Source organism: Pseudomonas sp. 43NM1, assembly GCF_002836905.1.
Taxonomy (GTDB): Bacteria; Pseudomonadota; Gammaproteobacteria; order Pseudomonadales; family Pseudomonadaceae; genus Aquipseudomonas; species Aquipseudomonas prosekii.
Map to the genome: position 1 here is coordinate 144,673 of NZ_MKGS01000001.1, position 18,151 is coordinate 162,823.

Annotated in this window: 16 protein-coding genes and 2 pseudogenes; 11 read left to right on the plus strand and 7 right to left on the minus strand. The window is 58.4% G+C overall.

Going from position 1 to position 18,151, the window contains the following annotated elements:
• The 4 genes from BI292_RS00720 to BI292_RS00735 form a co-directional block, all read right to left on the minus strand.
• Positions 1-1,179: a hypothetical protein gene (locus BI292_RS00720; RefSeq protein WP_101206569.1), complete on the minus strand. Its 1,179-nt coding sequence runs from the start codon at positions 1,177-1,179 to the stop codon at positions 1-3.
• A 35-nt stretch (positions 1,180-1,214) separates the two neighbouring features.
• Positions 1,215-2,375: a hypothetical protein gene (locus tag BI292_RS00725; protein WP_101206570.1), complete on the minus strand. Its 1,161-nt coding sequence runs from the start codon at positions 2,373-2,375 to the stop codon at positions 1,215-1,217.
• Between the two features lie 34 nt (positions 2,376-2,409).
• A complete protein-coding gene (locus BI292_RS00730; protein WP_101206571.1) occupies positions 2,410-3,588 on the minus strand; it encodes a hypothetical protein in 1,179 nt (392 codons plus the stop codon).
• A gap of 167 nt (positions 3,589-3,755) precedes the next feature.
• Complete coding sequence (locus BI292_RS00735) at positions 3,756-4,565, minus strand: sulfite exporter TauE/SafE family protein (protein WP_101206572.1); 810 nt, start codon at positions 4,563-4,565, stop codon at positions 3,756-3,758.
• Between the two features lie 112 nt (positions 4,566-4,677).
• On the opposite strand from BI292_RS00735, the gene BI292_RS00740 reads away from it, so the two are divergent.
• Together BI292_RS00740 and BI292_RS00745 are read left to right on the plus strand one after the other, a co-directional pair.
• The gene (locus tag BI292_RS00740; RefSeq protein ID WP_101206573.1) at positions 4,678-5,445 is read left to right on the plus strand and encodes a helix-turn-helix transcriptional regulator; all 768 of its coding nucleotides are present in this window, start codon (positions 4,678-4,680) and stop codon (positions 5,443-5,445) included.
• A 93-nt stretch (positions 5,446-5,538) separates the two neighbouring features.
• Positions 5,539-5,856, plus strand: coding sequence for a helix-turn-helix transcriptional regulator (locus tag BI292_RS00745; RefSeq protein ID WP_101206575.1), 318 nt, complete (start codon positions 5,539-5,541; stop codon positions 5,854-5,856).
• A gap of 57 nt (positions 5,857-5,913) precedes the next feature.
• On the opposite strand, the gene BI292_RS00750 is transcribed toward BI292_RS00745, so the two are convergent.
• Positions 5,914-6,963 (minus strand): MBL fold metallo-hydrolase, encoded by a 1,050-nt coding sequence (locus BI292_RS00750; RefSeq protein ID WP_101206576.1) that lies wholly within the window; start codon positions 6,961-6,963, stop codon positions 5,914-5,916.
• Positions 6,964-7,177: 214 nt separating this feature from the next.
• Here BI292_RS00750 and BI292_RS00755 point away from each other — a divergent pair, with 214 nt between their 5' ends.
• The 5 genes and pseudogenes from BI292_RS00755 (at position 7,178) to BI292_RS00770 (ending at position 11,278) form a co-directional block, all read left to right on the plus strand.
• Entirely contained in the window at positions 7,178-7,786 is a 609-nt protein-coding gene (locus tag BI292_RS00755) for a TetR/AcrR family transcriptional regulator (RefSeq protein WP_101206577.1), read from the plus strand.
• A gap of 158 nt (positions 7,787-7,944) precedes the next feature.
• The gene (locus tag BI292_RS00760) at positions 7,945-9,021 is read left to right on the plus strand and encodes a diguanylate cyclase (RefSeq protein WP_101206642.1); all 1,077 of its coding nucleotides are present in this window, start codon (positions 7,945-7,947) and stop codon (positions 9,019-9,021) included.
• Positions 9,022-9,303: 282 nt separating this feature from the next.
• Positions 9,304-9,984: pseudogene (locus BI292_RS29375) on the plus strand (PAS domain-containing protein); the annotation flags it as partial.
• 111 nt (positions 9,985-10,095) lie between these two features.
• A pseudogene (locus BI292_RS29380) lies at positions 10,096-10,533 on the plus strand (methyl-accepting chemotaxis protein); the annotation flags it as partial.
• A gap of 202 nt (positions 10,534-10,735) precedes the next feature.
• A complete protein-coding gene (locus tag BI292_RS00770) occupies positions 10,736-11,278 on the plus strand; it encodes a DUF1003 domain-containing protein (protein ID WP_101206580.1) in 543 nt (180 codons plus the stop codon).
• Positions 11,279-11,463: 185 nt separating this feature from the next.
• Here BI292_RS00770 and BI292_RS00775 read toward each other — a convergent pair whose 3' ends face one another.
• A complete protein-coding gene (locus BI292_RS00775; protein ID WP_101206581.1) occupies positions 11,464-11,790 on the minus strand; it encodes a DUF2025 family protein in 327 nt (108 codons plus the stop codon).
• A gap of 235 nt (positions 11,791-12,025) precedes the next feature.
• On the opposite strand from BI292_RS00775, the gene BI292_RS00780 reads away from it, so the two are divergent.
• The 3 genes from BI292_RS00780 (at position 12,026) to BI292_RS00790 (ending at position 14,849) form a co-directional block, all read left to right on the plus strand.
• Complete coding sequence (locus tag BI292_RS00780; protein WP_101206583.1) at positions 12,026-13,153, plus strand: glycerophosphodiester phosphodiesterase; 1,128 nt, start codon at positions 12,026-12,028, stop codon at positions 13,151-13,153.
• An 84-nt stretch (positions 13,154-13,237) separates the two neighbouring features.
• Positions 13,238-13,546, plus strand: a complete 309-nt coding sequence (locus BI292_RS00785; RefSeq protein ID WP_092278977.1) for a PepSY domain-containing protein — start codon at positions 13,238-13,240, stop codon at positions 13,544-13,546.
• A 124-nt stretch (positions 13,547-13,670) separates the two neighbouring features.
• Complete coding sequence (locus BI292_RS00790; protein ID WP_101206585.1) at positions 13,671-14,849, plus strand: GAF domain-containing sensor histidine kinase; 1,179 nt, start codon at positions 13,671-13,673, stop codon at positions 14,847-14,849.
• Between the two features lie 99 nt (positions 14,850-14,948).
• Here BI292_RS00790 and BI292_RS00795 read toward each other — a convergent pair whose 3' ends face one another.
• Positions 14,949-16,571 carry a methyl-accepting chemotaxis protein gene (locus BI292_RS00795; RefSeq protein ID WP_092278973.1) on the minus strand — a complete coding sequence of 541 codons (1,623 nt, stop codon included), beginning with the start codon at positions 16,569-16,571 and terminating at the stop codon, positions 14,949-14,951.
• A gap of 300 nt (positions 16,572-16,871) precedes the next feature.
• Between BI292_RS00795 and BI292_RS00800 the strand changes: the two genes are divergently transcribed.
• Positions 16,872-17,894 (plus strand): transporter, encoded by a 1,023-nt coding sequence (locus BI292_RS00800; protein ID WP_101206586.1) that lies wholly within the window; start codon positions 16,872-16,874, stop codon positions 17,892-17,894.
• The last annotated feature ends 257 nt before the right edge of the window (positions 17,895-18,151 follow it).

Here is an 18,151-nt window from a genome sequence, read left to right on the forward strand (position 1 = left end):
TCAAGGCAACTGCAGCGCGGCACTGCCGGGGTGTTGTCGGATGAGTTCGTAAGGCAGCACGCTGAACTCCGTGTAGCGGCACATCGAGGAAATATGCGGGAAGGACGGCACTAACTTGATGCCACTTTCGGTGAAGTACCAGGATGGGAATTTCCAAGGTTGTTCGTCGCCGTAGATGCAGCCGTCTTCGCGTTCAGTGGTGGTTTTCATCTGGTCGGGATAGAGCGCGCTGAGTTGCTGCAACAACCACGGAGCCAAGGTTTCGGTGCGGTATTTGGAGTAGGTTTCGTACGACTCGGAAGATGGCATGACGTCGTTGTACTGACGTTCATAGTGCAGGGGTCTGCCCTGCCCCAGCCACAACACGTCTTCAAGGGTCAGAGTATTGCCGTTACTAGCATCGAGATTGAGTGGCATATCGTTTTCATCGGTGTAGGCGCCGCCGCAACTGTACTCGGTGGCAATGCTCACGCTGAGGGTCGACGGTCCTATCCACAGCGGTTCCACCGTCTGCGCGTAGAACGTCTCGCCGCCACTGGCCACACAATCGAACTTGCCTGCCACTTCCTGCCACAGCCGCCCCATTAGCTGTTGATTGATGCGCTGACGCTGTGCGGCGGTGTAACCCGACACCACTTCAAACAAGGTCGTCTCGGATCCAGGCTCGATCCACCATTGCAACGCGTGGCCCATGAAGTTTTCGGTCTTACCCTTCCTGAGTTTCAGGCCTTGCAGGCGCAGGTATTCGTAGGGCGACTGGTCGCGCAGGGTGACGAGGAAAGGCACGGTGTCGGCAGGCGCAGGGGCGATCCGGGCTTGCTGCAAGTCAACTTTCAGGACCTTGCCTTCAGGGCTGCGCCACTCGCCGTACCAACCATCCGCTTTGGGCTGAAGACGAATAGTTGGACGGAGCGCGTCCTGAGGATCCCGCGGCGCTGACTCATCAAGCACCAGTGTCTCTCCTTCCTTTTTGCCAATGAGCATCAAATCCTTGCGGTACTTTTGATAAAAGTAACGGCCGCCCACGTCTTCGCTATCAGTGTTTACTTCCAGCACGATCGGCGTTTTTCCGAGGGTGCCGATGTACACGTGTTTGCCACTTTCGGCCCACAGCGGAGTTGAAAACGCGGCGCACATAAACATGACGACGCCGGTTAAGCGACGCTTTCCTTGGCACATCAAATCATTCCTTGGGTAAATGGGAGTAAAGAGTCTCAAGGCAATTGCAGCGCCACACCACCGGGGTGTTGTTTGACGAGGCTGTACGGCAAGACACTCCAGGCAGTATCTCGGCACACCGCAGCCGCATGGATGAAAGACGGTTCCAACTTCAGACCGTTTTCGGTGAAGTGCCAAAGTGGGTAACCCCAGGGCTGATCATCGTTATAGATGCAATCGCCCTCTTCCATAGCAGGCTTGATCGTCATTTCTTTGGGATAACGCTTGAGCAGTTGCGCCACCAGCCACGGGGCCAGCTCTTGAGTGCGGTATTCGGAATAGGTTGGATATGGCTGGGATGAATATTCATCCGTGCCTTCTTCGAAATGCGCCGGTTTGCCTTGGCCCACCCACAGCACATCATCAAGCGTCAGGACTCTGCCTGTCTTGGCATCGAAGTTGAGCGTTTCATTGTCTTGATTGGGATGAAGGCCGCCGCAGTAGAAGTCGGTAGAGGTGAAAGCACTCATGACTGACTGTGACATAAACACAGGTTGACTCGTTTGGGAGTAGGAGCCCGGACGGCCATCGACCGTGCAACCCAACGTATCGCCGACGCCTTGCCACAACCGCGCCATCAAGCGCTGATTAATGCGTTGACGTACTTGCACGGAATAGCCCGAAACCACTTCAAACAGTTGAACGCCCGACAACGGCTCACTCCACCATTGCAGCGTATATCCCATAAAGTTTTCGGTCTGGCCCTTGCTGAGTTTCAGGCCTTGCAGGCGCAGGAACTCATAGGGGAATTTTTCATGAAGCTGAGTCAGGTAGGGCAAGGTATCGCCGGTTAATGGCGCTAGTCTGGCTGGCTGCAGTTCTACTTTGAGAACTTTGCCCTTGGCGTTGGTCCACTCGCCCGACCATCCTTGCGGTTTTAGTTGCAGGCGAAAGATGGGACGATACTCATCCTCATCCCCGCCCTCACTCATTACAAGCAACTCACCTTCCCTCGTACCACTAAGAATCAGATCTTGCCGGTACTTTTGGTAGAAGTAGCGCCCCTCCCCAGAGTTGAGATTCACCTCCAGCACAATCGGCATTTTGCCCAGGTTTCCGGTGTAGACCTGGGTGTCGCTGTCGGCCCAGAGCACGTGCGAAAACGTTGAGCAAATCAGCGCGACAACACCAGTCAAACGACACAATCCCTTGAACATCATTCCATCCTTGCCTTAACAGGTGTGAGCAGCCTCAGGGCAACTGCACCGCCACGCCACCAGGATTCTGCTTGATAACCGCATAAGGCAAAACGCTCCAGTCGACAAACGCACATGGCGCGTCCGCGTGGGAGAAAGAAGGTCCGAACTTGATGCCGTTTTTAGCGAAGTACCAGGTCGGGTAATCCCAATGGTCTTGCTCGCCGTAAGTGCAGTTGTCGTCGGGGATTGGCTGCATCTCTTCGGGGTAGAGCTGACGTAATTGCGCAACCAGCCAAGGGGCGAATTCGTTGTTGCGGTATTCCGAATACGCGGCGTAAATTTCGGCGGATTGTTCGCTATTGCGCTCTTCGTAATGCAGCGGCTTGCCCTGCCCCACCCACAGCACATCTTCGAGCGTTACAGGTTTGCCGTTTTGCGCATCGATATTGATGTAGGCGTCGCTGTAATCCGGGTGTGCGCCGCCGCAATAAGCCTCGGTGCCCACGCTGACGCTGATGACTTTGGGCGTGATCAACAGCGGTTTGACCGTTTGCACATAGTAGGCTCCGCCACCCGCCGAGAAGCAGCCGTAATACTCGACGACTTCTTCCCACAAACGTCCCAACAGCAACTTGTTGATGCGATCACGTACTTCGGGGGTGTAGCCCGAAACGATCTCGAAGAAAGCGGTTTTAGTTTGCGGCTCGCTCCACCATTGCAGCGAATAACCTTCGAAGGTTTGGGTCTTTCCCTGTTTGAGCTTCATGCCCTGCAGACGCAGGTACTCGTAGGGCTCGGCGTCGTAGAGTTTGGCGAGATAGGGCAGCGTGCCTGTCGATAGAACTGGGAGTTCAGCTTCCGTCAGTTCTATCTTCAGCGTTTTACCTTGGTCGTTACTCCACTCGCCCCACGCTTTACCAGATTCGATATTCAGATGAATTTGCGGTAGCGGCTTTTCATCACCGTAAGGTTGTTCGCCTTCATTCAGCACCAGCGTCGCGCCCTGCATAACACCGCTCAGGGCGATGTCTTTGCGGTACTTCTGATAGAAGTAGCGGCCACTGATGTTGGTTGGCGCGGCCGTTTGCACTTCCATGACGATCGGCATCTTGCCCAGCGTACCGGTAAAAATGCGTCGTCCTTCGCCAGCGTGGGCGCTGGAGCACAACATGACTGCCAACATAACTAACGACGTGGCAACTGGCGCCCCGCGCAACAATCCCTTGAGCATCGACCTATCCCTGATATGAGTTGGAGCAACACCGGCCGAAGCATCGGCGGCGCTCTTTGAGCGCGGCGGATTATGGCGGGGTTAGTTGAAGGAATCGAGGGGAAAACTGGCTAGCGCTTCGGTCCAGCTAAAGATCAACATCGATGGCCCTCAAGTGTCAGGTGCACTTAATTGACCCACATACCCAGCATCACTAAAAGCAGCAACCCGATGTAGACCCACGCATGCACGCGATCCGGTATCCGCCCGATCCAAGGCGTAGCCAGCCTCATGCCGATGATCGATCCAGCCGCCAATATCGCAAACGCCAACACATCCACATACCCCACAAACCACGGCCCCAGATCAAACTCGGTAAACCCGGCCATCGCCATGTAAGTCAGCGTCCCGGCCAGGGCTACGGGCAAACTCAGTGGGTTGGCCATGGACGTGGCTTGCGACATGCTCAGACCGGATCGCCGCAACAATGGCACGGTCATGACACTGCCGCCCACGCCGAGAAAGGTTGCGATGGCGCCGATTCCTACACCAGACACCGCCACTTTCCCCAATCGGCGTGGGACTTCGTTACCCGAGTGTGTGAGAAAACCGCGCCGGAACAGGCAGTCCAGAATCGTAATGCCCAGATAGACGATGAAGGCATAGCGAATCACCTCACCATTGGCCCACATCGCCGCGACGGCGCCGACAATCGCGCCCAACCCGATGTACCCACCCAGCGGCCACAGGTAATGGCGAATCAGACTACCGGCGCGGTGGTGTTTTCCGGTGGCGAGCAGTGCGTTTACGATCATCACGCAGGTCGAAGTCGCCACGGCGATGTGCATTGCCGATTGACCGATGGGGTCATCGGCGCCGTGACTGGCTATAAGCATCCGATACAGCAATGGCACTACGACGAAGCCGCCGCCGAAGCCGAACAGCACGGCGGTGATGCCGGTCATGCAGCCGAAAAGTGTCAGTAGAAGGTAGAACATCGCGCAGCGTCCAATGGTGGGAAGCGGTCGACGATAAAGTGGTGCCGCTTGGCCTGCTTCAGCAAGTCAGCCAATAATGTTCGCGTTTACGCCAACTGCTGGATATCGCCTGATGCGCAATGTTTCGATCAATCTGCTGGACGACACGCCGCGGCCGGTGGTGGCGATCGGTACGGATTATTCCCACGGACATGTGTTGCCCCTTCATACACACCGAAGGGCGCAACTCCTGTATGGCGCCACCGGGGTGATGCAGGTCAGCACCCACGACGGCAATTGGGTGGTGCCGCCGCAACGGGCAGTGTGGATTCCGGCCGGGGTAGCTCATGAGGTGGTGATGCTTGGGGTGAGTACACGGAGTTTGTACATTGAGCCGACGGCGGTTGATTTGGGCAGTCGCTGCCAGGTCATCAGTGTGTCGCCGCTGATGCGGCATTTGTTGATGGCGGCGGCGGAGGTTCCGCTGGCCTACGATGAGGCCGGCCGCGACGGTGTGCTGATGGAATTGTTGCTGCATGAGCTGGCTCGTAGCGCGCATTTGCCGTTGCACATTCCGCTACCTGTTGAAGGGCGATTGCTCGGGTTGTGTCAGACGTTTCTCCAGCAGCCCAATATCCATCAAGCGCCGCAGCACTGGGCCGATCAGTTGCACATCAGCCTGCGCACCTTTAATCGCCTGTTCCGCCAACAGACCGGCTTGAGTTTTAGCCAATGGCTCCAGCAAGCCTGTGTGGTGCTGGCCCTGGCGCGGCTGGCGGAGGGGACGCCGGTGACGCGGATCGCCGTGGACTTCGGCTACGACAGCCCGGCGGCGTTCTCGACGATGTTTCGCCGAGTACTGGGGCAGGCACCGTCCGTCTGGATGGATGCGGCGAAATAGCACAAATCAAAAAATGCATTTGATCCGGGATCAAAACAACTGTACAAAAACACAGTACATTTTGACTCAGCACTCTCGAGCCCGGAGAACACCATGGCCTCTTCTGCGATGAAAATCACTTTGGAACGTATCGCCCTTTTTCAATTCACCCCGGCCCACAGCGCTCAAGCCCGAGCAATGCTGGGTTGGAGCGTTGACGAGCTGTCCCGCGAATCCGGGGTTTCGGTGCAGGCCATCGAGCGTTTCGAGGCCAACCGCGATGTGTTGGATGTCACACGGCTGGCGCTCGCGTATCGGTTTGAATCGGAAGGCCTGGTGTTTTTCCCGGGGTTTGCTCCGGGGCGGGGGATGAACGTCAGAGGCTCGACGCCAGACCCGATGGCGCGCGCCGATTATGCGATGGTTGAGTAGTCATCCGAATGGGGCCGCTGCTCTGTACAGCGGCCCGGCGGCTGACACCCAGGACTTTCAGGCGGTCACCTGATCTTCAGCGCTTTCCAGATCCAACCACCACTGGTTGCTACGCTGCGGATATTTGACGTTGAACGCTTCGCCCATCTGCGGCGTGGTAATCGACACACTGCGCTCCCAGGCCAGCGCCAGGATGCGGTCGAACGGTTCGTACCAGGCGTGCATCGACAGGTCGAAGGTGCCGTTGTGAATCGGCAGCAACCAGCGGCCTTTCAGATCGATGTGTGCTTGCAGGGTTTGTTCGGGTTGCATGTGCACGTGTGGCCATTCGACGTTGTAGGCGCCGGTTTCCATCAGCGTCAGGTCGAACGGGCCGTACTGTTCGCCGATGCGTTTGAAGCCGTCGAAGTAGCCGGTATCGCCGCTGAAGAAGATTCGTGTCTCGGCGTCGATCATCACCCACGACGCCCACAGCGTGCTGTTGCCATCGAACAAGCCGCGCCCGGAAAAGTGCTGCGACGGCGTGGCGATAAATTCGATGCCATCGACTTCCGTGCCCTGCCACCAGTCGAGTTGGCGCACTTTGGCGGCATCGATGCCCCATTTGATCAGGGTGTCGCCCACGCCCAGCGGGGTCAGGAAGTAGTTGGTTTTGTCCGCCAGTTTGAGCACCGCGTGGTGGTCGAGATGGTCGTAGTGATCGTGGGAGAGGATCACCGCTTCGATCGGCGGCAATTCTTCCAGGCTGATTGGCGGTTGGTGAAAACGCTTGGGGCCGGCCCATTGCACTGGCGAGGCGCGCTCGGCGAACACCGGGTCGGTGATCCAGAACTTGTCGCGCAATTTCAGTAACACGGTCGAGTGGCCGAGGCGGTAGACGCTGTGATTGGGCGCCGCGAGCAACGCGGCGCGGGTCAGTGTTTGCACCGGGACGGCTGCGCTCGGTCGGGTGTTGCGCGGTTTGTGGAAGATCATGTTCCACATGATCCGCAGCATTTTGCGCAAGCCTTCGCGCTGCACCGGCGCGTGGTTGCGGAAATGTCCTTCGACCTGACGGGACGCTTCAGGCGTAGGCGCTTTGTCCGCAGAGGAAGTTGAAGTGACCATGGCTGAATGACTCCAGAGAACCGCTTGAAGGACGGTTTCGCTTTGTGGCAATAAAATGGCCAAGGCACGCACGCATCAGCCGAAGACGCTATTTGTCACGGTGCAGGATTAAGGAAACATTACACTGCACAGTGTAGTTTCAAGGTTGCATCAAAGCCGCGCACAAGTAAACTGCCGAGTGTAATTCTCTCCTTCCTTCTGCCGAAGCCAATTTATGACAGCTCCACAGCGCCTCACCGACCGTAAACGCGAAGCGATAATCCAGGCGGCGATTGCCGAATTCCGTGCCAACGGTTTCGACATCACCAGCATGGACAAGATCGCCGCCACCGCCGACGTGTCGAAGCGCACGGTGTACAACCACTTCCCCAGCAAGGAAGAATTGTTCGCCGAAATCCTCAATCAGTTGTGGGCGCGGGTGACAGCCGAACAGGAAACGCCCTACAGCCCGGATCAGCCGCTGCGCGATCAATTGCGCCAGATCCTGATGGCGAAAGTGCAGATGATGGGCGACGACAACTTCCTCGATCTGGCGCGCGTGGCAATAGCCGCGACCATCCATTCCCCCGAACGCGCGCAGAACATGATCACGCGCATGGGCGAACGCGAAGAAGGCCTGACCTTGTGGATTCGTGCCGCCCAGGCCGATGGCCGCTTGAAAGCGGTGGCGCCGGAGTTCGCCGCCCAGCAGGTGCAAGGTTTGCTCAAATCCTTCGCGTTCTGGCCGCAGGTATCGATGGGCCAGAATGGCCTGTCGCCAGAAGTGCAAAGCACCGTCGTCGAGTCGGCGATGGACATGTTTCTCGCCTGCTATCAGCTCTAGATCAACGCCCTGCCGCCGCTGCGCTTTGGTTAAATGGCTTCCAAGGACACTGATTATTCCCGTTGGAATAAATGACAATGTCCGCCGCTTAACCGATGAACGGTAAGTCTGAATAAAACACCGCAATGTGTTTCAGAATGAATCTGGCGCAGGGAATTATGGAAAATCAACGCGGCAAGGGTTTGTCATTTGCCCGACGCATCTACATGCCCAGAACCGTCGGCCTGGGTATCGGCTGCATTTGTGTGACCGCTGCGCTGTATCCGCTGAATATGCCCGGCTGGGTGTGGATGCTGATGTTGGTCAACGGCTTCGTCTGGCCACATGTCGCCTACCAGATAGCCAAACGCTCGCCCTACCCCTATCGCGCTGAGCGCCGCAACATCATCGGCGATTCGCTGTGCGGCGGTTTCTGGGCGGCGGCCGTGCAATTCAATCCGATCGTCACCGTGACCATTCTGTCGATGATGACCATGAACAACGTCGCCGCTGGTGGCCCGAGATTATTTCTCCACGGTGCGCTGGCGCAAATCGTCGGCGCGTTGATTGCCTGGTCGGTGTTCGGCATCGCGTTTACCTCGACGGCGACACCGCTCCAGGTCTGGGCTTGCCTGCCGTCCTTGGTGATTTACCCGTTGGCGGTCGGAATGGTCTGTTATCGGTTGGCGTTCAAACTCGCCGAACACAAACGCGCATTAAGCGCCCTCAGCCGTACCGACAGCCTCACCGGATTACTCAATCACGGCTCGTGGAAAGACCTGCTGCACGTCAAGTTTCAGCAGAGCCGACACAATCGGATTGCCTCGGTGATTGCGCTGATCGACATCGACCATTTCAAGACGATCAACGACAGCTACGGCCACATCATCGGCGATTCGGTGCTGCGCCAAATGAGCTTCGAGTTGCGGCGCAGTCTGCGCGACATCGACCTGGCGGGGCGATATGGCGGTGACGAGTTCTGCGTGATCCTGCCGAACATGTCGCTGCAGCAGGCCGGGGAAATCATGGAGCGCTTGCGCGAAGTGCTGAACAATTACCGCCACCCGCACGTACCGCAATTGCAGATAAAACTTAGCATCGGCCTCGCCGCCTACCAACCCACGTTCAGCGACGCGACGGCATGGCTGAACGCTGCCGACAAAGCCCTGTACACCGCGAAAAACACCGGGCGCAACAAAATCAGCATCGCCGACAACCTTGCGACTGATGCCACGACCACGCGAATCTCCGCCTGAAAAACTTATACAAGAATATTAATAAATCGCTTTCTTGTACAAGTTTACGAAGTTTTGTATAAGTATTGCTCTGTCAGCCACGGACCCGCTGACATTGAGCAGACATCGCCGAAAATCTCCAGGATTTTCGGCCTGCAGGCGCCGGAATAGGGACTGACTCTTCGTTGTTCCCAACCTTCTCGAGCACTGCCCATGTTCTTCAATCGCCATAAAGCTGAACTCGAAACACTCCAGCACACTGTCGCCAACCAAACCGGCCTCCTGGAAGCGATTGATCGCTCGATGGCGGTGATCGAATTCGACCTGAACGGCGTCGTCCTGCGCGCCAACGACAATTTCCTGATGACCGTGGGTTATCAACGCGAGCAGGTGATTGGTCAGCAGCACCGCAAATTCTGTCCGCCGGAGTTCGCCCGCAGCAGCCAGTACAGCGAGTTGTGGTCGCGATTGAACAACGGTCAGTTCGAGTCGGGGACTTTCGAGCGGGTCAACAGCAAGGGCCAGCCGATCTGGCTGGAGGCGAGTTACAACCCGATCAAGGATGCTTCTGGGCGCGTGGTGAAAGTGGTGAAGTACGCGCTGGATGTCACGGCCAAAGTGCAGCAGGAAAGCGAATCCGCCGCCAAGTTGCAGGCGATTGACCGCGCGATGGCGGTGATCGAGTTCGACCTCAGCGGTAACGTCATCACCGCCAACCAGAATTTTCTGACGCGCATGGGTTACAGCCTCGCCGAGCTCAAGGGCAAACATCATCGAATTTTCTGCACCGCGGCGCTGGTCAACAGTGGTGCGTATCAGGACTTCTGGCGCCGGCTGAATCAGGGCGAATTGTTCCATGGGCAATTCGAGCGCGTCGATAAACGCGGGCAAACGGTGTGGCTCGAAGCCAACTACAACCCGGTGTACGACGCCAGCGGCCGCTTGTGCAAAGTGGTCAAATTCGCCTCGGACGTAACCGCGCGAGTCGAGCAACATGCCGAAGATGCGCGCAGTGCGACCGAGGCTTATCACATCTCGGTAGAGACGCGTAAAGTCGCCGAGCAAGGCACGCAAGTGATTCAACAAGCGGCCAGCGAGATGCGTGAAATCGCTGCGAACATCGAGGAATCCTCAACCCTTATTGCGCAACTCGGCGAGCGTTCCGAGCAGATCACCACCATCGTCAATACCATCCGCGCGATTGCCGATCAGACCAATTTGCTCGCGCTCAACGCCGCGATCGAAGCGGCGCGGGCCGGCGAGCAAGGTCGCGGCTTTGCGGTGGTGGCGGACGAGGTGCGGCTGCTGGCGGCGCGGACCAGCGGTTCGACGGCGGAGATTTCGAGCATGATCGGCTTGATCCTGAACGAGACCCGGCAAGCGATCAAAAGCATGGACGGCACCCGTGATCGGGCGGCGCAAGGGGTTGAATTGGCGAATGAGGCGGGGACGGTGATTTTGCAGATTCGTGACGGTGCGAGCCATGCGGTGCAGGCGGTGAGCATGTTTGCGAATGAGCGGGTTGGCGGATAGCTGTGGTTTGCAGGGTTTGAGATCGAGTTGTCTGGTTCGCGGGCAAGCCTCGCTCCTACGGGGATCGCACTCCTCTGTAGGAGCGAGGCTTGCCCGCGAAGGCTGACTTTCATTCAACATCAATTCAGCTAAGCCGCCGCCGAGCAGGACTATGCCGTGCAGGACTATAGTGACCCACGTCCCGAATCCTGCCGAGCGCACCATGAATTCCACCAAGTCCGACGCTAAACATACCGCCGCACCCGTCGATCATCTGCGTTTCCACCGCCCGCACGCGCACCTTGCGCCAACCTTTGGTAACGATAAATTTGCCCTGCGCGCCGAAGCGTTTGCGCGGTTTTTCGGCACGCCAATGTTTCTCGGCGCGCAAACCCTGATCGTGGTGTTGTGGGTGTGCCTGAACCTGTTCGGCGTCGCGACCTTCGATCTGTACCCGTTCATCCTGCTCAACCTGGCATTCAGTCTGCAATCGGCATACGCCGCGCCGCTGATTCTGCTGGCGCAGACGCGTCAGGCCGCACGCGACAAAGCCCAGTCGGATGCCGACGCGCAACACCGCGAAGCGCTGGCCGTGGCCAACAGTGAGCGTCAGGCGCAAGCCGCGCAAAACACCGCGCAGTTGCTGGAATTGCTCGAACAAAACACCCGCCTGACCGAGATGACCAAAAGCCTCACCGAACGCATCGAAACCCTGACCTCGGAGATGCATCAGCACTTTGTGCGCAAGGATTCGCCGAAGACCTGATCCCTCAGGCTCATCAGCAGCTCAGCGCAGCGATGTCTTCGGGCGGGGGTATGCGTTGAAACAGTAAACAGGTGCGGAATCTGAGGCCGCCTTCGCGGGCAAGCCTCGCTCCTACAGGGGGGAATGCGATCTCTGTAGGAGCGAGGCTTGCCCGCGAAGAAGCCCTGCCAGTCAGCACAAACCCATCAACCGCCAACCAAACTGCGCACCGCCGAAATCTCCGGCACTTCCCGCCGACTCATGTACACCCGCAACGGCTCGGTCACGTTGATCCGGTCATCAATGTTCTGATCCAGCAACAACTGAATCAATTCACGCTTGAGCGTCATGGCCTCGCCCGGCCCCGGCGTCCAGACGAATTCGCTGGCAGGAATGATGCCGTCATCCGCCACGTCCATGCCGAAGGAGTCTTCGCTGAAACGCACGATGTACTGGCCGGTCTTGCGATTGAGGCCGACGAAGCCCTTGAGTTGATCGGCGGCTTGGCAAATGAGCTGGGAAGTGATGCGCATATAAACCTCACAAAAGGTCGTAAAGGGACCGGTGATCGATGGTTTACACGCAAGGGCTGGAGAACGGGTTTCCCTCTGCTGGGGAAACTGCCGCGCCAAGCGTACTGCAAAGGCGCGCACAAAAGCGTTGATAAAAATGGCTTTAAATACGTTTATGTCGGTCTGGCGATAGCACTCTCGGCGCTCAGTTGTTAAAAGGGACGTCTTTGAAAACCTCTGCGAAAGGACCTCGAACATGCCTGTTACCTTCAACAAGAGCGCCCTGCTGCTGAGCGTGTTGCTCGGCCTCGGCCAGGCACAGGCCGCCAGCCACCCTGAACCCGCTGCGCTGGCGAGCACTTTGGGCATTCCGCACCCGGCCGTGATCGCCCACCGTGGCGCCTCGTTCGATGCGCCGGAATCGACCGCCGCGGCTTATAAACTGGCGCGTGACTTGGGCGCCGATTACCTGGAAATGGACGTCCAGCGCAGCAAGGACGGCGTGCTGTTTGCGCTGCACGACGACAACCTGCAACGCACCACCGACGTCGCCACCAAGTTCCCCGAGCGCAAGGACGCCCCGGCCAACCAGTTCACCATCGCCGAACTGAAAACCCTCGACGCCGGCAGTTGGTTCAACGCCGCTTACCCGGACCGTGCGCGCCCGGCCTATGTCGGTTTGAAGATTCTGACCCTCGACGAAATTATCGATATCGCTCAGGGCAACCCGCTGCACAAGCCCGGTTTGTACATCGAAACCAAAGAGCCGAAGCAATTCCCCGGCATCGAGCGCGACCTCAAGGAGAAACTCCAGGATCGCGGCTGGCTGAGCCCGGCGGGTTCGAAACTGGCGAAGAGCGCACTGGCGGTCGGTCAGGGCAAAGGCAAAGTGGTACTGCAAACGTTCGAGAAGAGCAGCCTCGAACTGCTTCAGGCAGAAATGCCCAACGTGCCGAAGATCCTGTTGTTGTGGGTCGGTGAAGGCAGTATCGAGCCGAAATCGAAAGTGCCTTTCGCGCAATCCGGCGACAAGGACAAAGCCACTTATTACGCCAAACAACAGCCGAAATCCAAAGCCGAATTCCAGCAATGGGTCGAGTACGCCAAGGCTCAAGGCGCCATCGGCACCGGGCCTTCGGCGGCGTTGACCAAGGGTGGTGATCAGAGTTATTCCGACTTGGTCAAACCGTGGATGAACCAGTACACCCACGATCAGGGTTTGCTGGTGCACGTTTATACGATTGATGATGCGGTGGATTATCAGAAAGTGATGGATGCGGGCGTCGACGGGATCTTCACTAACCGCGCGAGCGAACTGCTGAAGTTCTACAAACGGCCAGCGGCGGGCACGGTTGCGCAGTTGCTGCAAAACAATGGTTATTGAGCAAGCGTCAGTAATTAAGGATGAATTAAGTTGCGCCGTTTAACCTGAACTCACTTAAACAAATCACCCCAAGGAACGAACCTGATGAAAACTTTAACTGCCCTGTTTACCGCTGCTGCTCTGACCCTTACTGCTGGCTTGGCTCAGGCTGATGACGTTCCACTCAGCCAGATTCCTCAGTTGGTCAAGGACGGCAAGATCAAACCACTGGAAGAACTGAACCAAGTCATCATGAAGTTGCACCCAGGTGCCACGATTACCGACTCCGACCTGGACAACCACTTCAACGGCTATGAGTACGAAGTTGAACTCAAAGATGCCAAAGGCGTTGAATGGGACGTGGACTTGAACGCCGCCACCGGCGAAGTTCTGAAAAACAAGCAAGACGACTAAAACCGCGAAACTTCAACGGCCCCATCAAAAAAACGCACGATCATCAGATCGTGCGTTTTTTTATGCCTGCGCGCCCAAGGCCCGTTAGACTCCGCAAACGGCGTTCATGCAGAGCAGAAGAAAGATGAGGCAAACAGCGGCAGCAGATATCGCCACGATCGGTCGGATCAGTGCCGTACCGGCGATTCTTCAGGTAATCCGCGAAATGACCGGGCTGCGTTTTGCCGCCGTCGCGCGGGTCAACGAAGAATCGTGGATCGCCTGCGCCGTGCTCGATCAGCTGAATTTCGGCCTCGGCGTCGGCGGTGAACTGGACGTGGCCACCACCCTGTGCCACGAAATCCGCCAGGCGCACCACACGGTGGTCATCGACAAGGCCAGTGAAGACCCGCAGTACTGCAACCACCACACGCCGCGCCTGTATCAATTCGAAAGCTATATTTCGGTTCCGGTGTTCCGCACCGACGGACGCTTCTTCGGCACCATTTGCGCCCTCGACCCCAACCCCGCCGCGCTCAAGAGCAGCGCGATCCAGACCACCATGGAATCGTTCGCCCGGTTGCTCGCGCTGCAAATCGAAGCCGAAGAAAACCTGCAAATCACCGAAGCCGCCCTGCAACAAGAACAGCAAACCGCCGAACTGCGTGAACAATTCATTGCCGTGCTCGGCCATGACCTGCGCAACCCGCTGTTCGCGATCAGTGCCTCGGCAGAAATGCTTCGACGCAAATGCCCCAACCCGGTCAGTGACAAACTGGTGCAGCACATCCTCGCCAGCACCGGCCGCGCCGCGCAATTGGTCGATGACGTGCTGGACTTTGCCCGCGGGCGGCTCGGCAACGGCATTCCGCTCAGCATTGCGCCGTGCGCGGATTTGGCCGATGCCTTGCGCCATGTGATTTCCGAAATTCAAAGCGTGCATCCGCAGCGCGTCATTCATTCTTCGATCGGCGATTTGCAAGGCGTGCAGTGTGATCGCAACCGGGTCGCGCAATTGCTTTCCAACCTGCTGGCGAACGCCATCGACCACGGCGACCCCGAGGGTGCCGTGGAAGTCAGCGCAGCGGTTGAGCACGGCACGTTGCAGTTGTCGGTGAAAAACCGTGGGCAGATTCCTCAAGAACAACTGCCGCAATTGTTTCAACCGTACTCGCGACCGAGCGGCGATAACACCCGCGCCGGCCTCGGGCTGGGCCTCTACATCGCCAGCCAGATTGCCCAGTCGCATGGCGGCCAACTGCAGGTGCACTCCACCGCGCAGGACGGCACGCAGTTTACGTTCAGTTTGCCAGCCACCGTTTAAGCGGTGGTGCTGACCAGTCCGCGACTTGCTGCCTCTGGTCACACTTGAGAGCGACTGTGTAGCGGCTTGGCAAGCAACCCGATACACAGTGCCGTTTTGTTACGCGCTCAGCCGCGCCGTGACCTCATTCAACTGGCCGGACAAGCCGTGCAAGTTGTGACTCGCCGCTTCAGTGCGCTGCACATTGTCGAGGTTGGTACTGGCGATCGAGGTGATTTCGGTGAGGTTGCGCGAGATGTCTTCGGCGACGGAAGTCTGCTCTTCGGCAGCCGTGGCGATCTGGCGGTTCATGTCGCGAATGGCTTCGACGGCATGGGTGATGCGCTCCAGCATGGCGCCGGCCTGAGTCACTTGCGCGACACTTTCTTCGCTGCGCGACTGGCCGCTTTCGATGGCCTGCGCCGCGTCCACCGCACCGGTTTGCACGGTCTGGATAATCTGGTTGATCTCGATGATCGACGCCGCCGTGCGTTGCGCCAGGCTGCGCACTTCATCAGCCACCACGGCAAAACCACGCCCGGCCTCACCGGCACGCGCCGCTTCGATGGCGGCATTCAGCGCCAGCAAATTAGTCTGTTCGGCAATGCCGCGAATCACTTCCAGTACTTTGCCGATGCGCCCACTGTCGGTTTCCAGACGCCGGATGACGGTAGCGGTGTTGGCAATTTCACCGCGCATCTGGGTGATCGTGTGAATGGTCCCCTGCATGACCTTTTCGCCCTGCTGCGCGGACTGATCGGCATCGTCGGCGGCGCGTGCGGCATCGGCGGCATGCCGGGCAACTTCTTGCGCGGTAGCGGACATTTCGTTCATCGCCGTAGCTACCTGATCGGTACGGTTGAACTGCTCGTTGGTGCCGCTGGCCATCAGGCCGGCAATCGCATTCAACTCACCGCTGGCACTGTCCAGATCCTTGGCGCTGCGCTGCAAACGGCTGAAGGTTTCGGCGAGAAAATCGCGCAAAGTATTCGCCGCCGTCGCCAGATTGCCCAACTCGTCCTGACGATTGCTCGCAACCCGCTCGGCGAATTTCCCCTGGCTGAGTTGCGCCACGTAATCGATCAGTTTGCGGATCGGCGCGACCAGATTGCGGTTGATCAGCCACAGGCTCAACAGGCCAATCAGCAAACCGGACGCAAGCATCACGATAGTGCCCAGCAGCACGGTGCGCTCGGCGCTGGCGCTGATCAGCGCCGATTGCTCGTTGCCCTGTTTGCGCAGTTCGGTCACCAGTTCGCTCATCTGCTCACTGGTAGCGCGGTCGACCCCTTTGACCGCGTTGTCGCCCGCCGTCGGGTCGCCACCGGAAGCGACGTAGGCATCGCGGCCCTTTTGATAGGCGCTGCCCAACTGCCGATGTTCGTCACGCAGGCGTTCGATGCGGGTTTTGAGCTGGCCATCGAGGCCTTTTTGCCCGGCCAATTCACCGAGAATGCCTTGCACGTCGCGCTGGCGATCTTCGAACTGTTTCCAGTATTTGTCCCTGTCTGCCGGTTGCTTGCCGCGCAGCAAAACGTTTTTCCACTCCTGGACCTGAACCTTGAATTGCAGGTTGGCCTCGTCGATCAATTGCGAAGTGTGCAGCGGGCCGTCGATCAGGTTGGCGTAACTTTGCACGCCGCCGGAGAGGAAATGAAAGCTGGCCAGGGCGATCAGCAATATCGCCAACAGGCTGCCGCTCAACAGCGCGAGGATTTGGGCTCTCAGGGATTTTTGCAGCATCGGCTGATACTCATGACAGGGAAGAGGCACGCCGGGTACGGCGTGAGAGACGTGCGGACATCCGTGTCTACCGTGCGGATTGCTGGCCACCGCCGCGCAATCTGACACCTGCGTAATCGGCGGGCCAGAGCGCTTCTTTAACAATTACCGACCATCGGCCGCGGCAGTTTTGCGGCGCCATCCGACTGTCACACAACGGTCAGAAACGCTTGCGATGATGCGGCTCAGGTGAGCCCGCGAAATGCAGTTCATCCAGCCGCCTCGACGTGCGCTTCGACCGCTATCTGCCAGTGAGCCGCCATGAACCACAGCATCGACCAGAGCCATCGCGACCCCGATTTGTTTGGCTTGCTCTACGGCTATCGGTTTCGTCCCGGCGAGCGTGGTCGCGAGATTGATTCGGCGCAGGCGCTGGGTTTTTTGCAGCACGCCGAGGATGCCGATGAGTTTCTCTGGTTGCACCTGAACCTGGCCCACGCGGCGTGCGAGCGCTGGATGAAAAGCCATCTGGCATTGCCTGAAGAGTTTTTCGAGGCGCTGCACGAAGGTTCGCGCTCGACGCGGATCGAGCACGTGGATTCGGCGCTGCTGGCGGTGGTCAACGATGTGGTGTTCAACCTCAGCAGCATGGTCTCCTCGGATGTCTCGACGCTGTGGGTGTGCGCGCGCAGCCGGCTGATCATCAGCGCGCGCCTGCAACCGCTGCACTCGGTGGACAAGTTGCGTTCATCGGTGAAGGCTGGCGAGCGCTTTCGTTCACCGCTGGAATTGCTCGTGCATCTGCTGCGCGATCAGGGCGAAGTGCTGACGCAGATCGTGCGCAGGACCAGCCTGAGTGTCGACCAGATCGAGGATCAATTGCTGTCGTCGCGGCTCTCGACCAACCGCGCTGAACTTGGCGCCAATCGGCGTGTGCTGGTGCGCCTGCAACGGCTGCTGGCGCTCGAGCCGGGGTCGTTGCTGCGTTTGCTCAACCGCCCGCCGCAGTGGTTGCAGAAGGAGGACGTCAAGGAGTTGCGCAAGTCCACCGAGGAGTTTGCGCTGATCATCAACGACCTGACGGCGCTGGGCGAGCGGATCAAGTTGTTGCAGGAAGAGATCGCCGCCAACCTTAACGAACAGAGCAACCGCACGCTGTTCACGCTGACCGTGGTCACGGTGCTGGCGCTGCCGATCAACATCATTGCCGGGTTTTTCGGGATGAACGTGGGCGGAATTCCGTTGGCGGGCGACGCGCATGGGTTCTGGATACTGGTGGCGCTGGTGGCCACCTTCACCGTGCTGGCCGGACGCTGGGCGTTCCGCAAGCGCCAGGATTATTGAGCCACTCTGGGCCTGGTGGTGAGCGACGCCGGGCATTGTGGCGAGGGGGCTCGCCCCCGTTCGGCTGCGCAGCAGACGCAAAACCTGCGCGAGAAGTTTGACTGAAAAAATGCTGGGGCCGCTGCGCGACCCAACGGGGGCAAGCCCCCTCGCCACAGGGTTTCTGGGCGCAGGGGATTTGTGGGGTTGTGATGAATGGACGGGCTAAAACCGCAAACACTGACCCACCGCAGTCTCTCTGTCACATTTTGAAACGA

Bases quoted from the DNA above. Each gene is read 5' to 3' on its own strand.
- BI292_RS00780 (WP_101206583.1), top strand. From the start codon at position 12,026: ATGCCTGTTACCTTCAACAAGAGCGCCCTGCTGCTGAGCGTGTTGCTC.
- BI292_RS00775 (WP_101206581.1), bottom strand. From the start codon at position 11,790: ATGCGCATCACTTCCCAGCTCATTTGCCAAGCCGCCGATCAACTCAAG.
- BI292_RS00770 (WP_101206580.1), top strand. From the start codon at position 10,736: ATGAATTCCACCAAGTCCGACGCTAAACATACCGCCGCACCCGTCGAT.
- BI292_RS00755 (WP_101206577.1), top strand. From the start codon at position 7,178: ATGACAGCTCCACAGCGCCTCACCGACCGTAAACGCGAAGCGATAATC.
- BI292_RS00745 (WP_101206575.1), top strand. From the start codon at position 5,539: ATGGCCTCTTCTGCGATGAAAATCACTTTGGAACGTATCGCCCTTTTT.
- BI292_RS00790 (WP_101206585.1), top strand. From the start codon at position 13,671: ATGAGGCAAACAGCGGCAGCAGATATCGCCACGATCGGTCGGATCAGT.
- BI292_RS00760 (WP_101206642.1), top strand. From the start codon at position 7,945: ATGGAAAATCAACGCGGCAAGGGTTTGTCATTTGCCCGACGCATCTAC.
- BI292_RS00800 (WP_101206586.1), top strand. From the start codon at position 16,872: ATGAACCACAGCATCGACCAGAGCCATCGCGACCCCGATTTGTTTGGC.
- BI292_RS00785 (WP_092278977.1), top strand. From the start codon at position 13,238: ATGAAAACTTTAACTGCCCTGTTTACCGCTGCTGCTCTGACCCTTACT.
- BI292_RS00730 (WP_101206571.1), bottom strand. From the start codon at position 3,588: ATGCTCAAGGGATTGTTGCGCGGGGCGCCAGTTGCCACGTCGTTAGTT.
- BI292_RS00735 (WP_101206572.1), bottom strand. From the start codon at position 4,565: ATGTTCTACCTTCTACTGACACTTTTCGGCTGCATGACCGGCATCACC.
- BI292_RS00795 (WP_092278973.1), bottom strand. From the start codon at position 16,571: ATGCTGCAAAAATCCCTGAGAGCCCAAATCCTCGCGCTGTTGAGCGGC.
- BI292_RS00720 (WP_101206569.1), bottom strand. From the start codon at position 1,179: ATGTGCCAAGGAAAGCGTCGCTTAACCGGCGTCGTCATGTTTATGTGC.
- BI292_RS00740 (WP_101206573.1), top strand. From the start codon at position 4,678: ATGCGCAATGTTTCGATCAATCTGCTGGACGACACGCCGCGGCCGGTG.
- BI292_RS00725 (WP_101206570.1), bottom strand. From the start codon at position 2,375: ATGTTCAAGGGATTGTGTCGTTTGACTGGTGTTGTCGCGCTGATTTGC.
- BI292_RS00750 (WP_101206576.1), bottom strand. From the start codon at position 6,963: ATGGTCACTTCAACTTCCTCTGCGGACAAAGCGCCTACGCCTGAAGCG.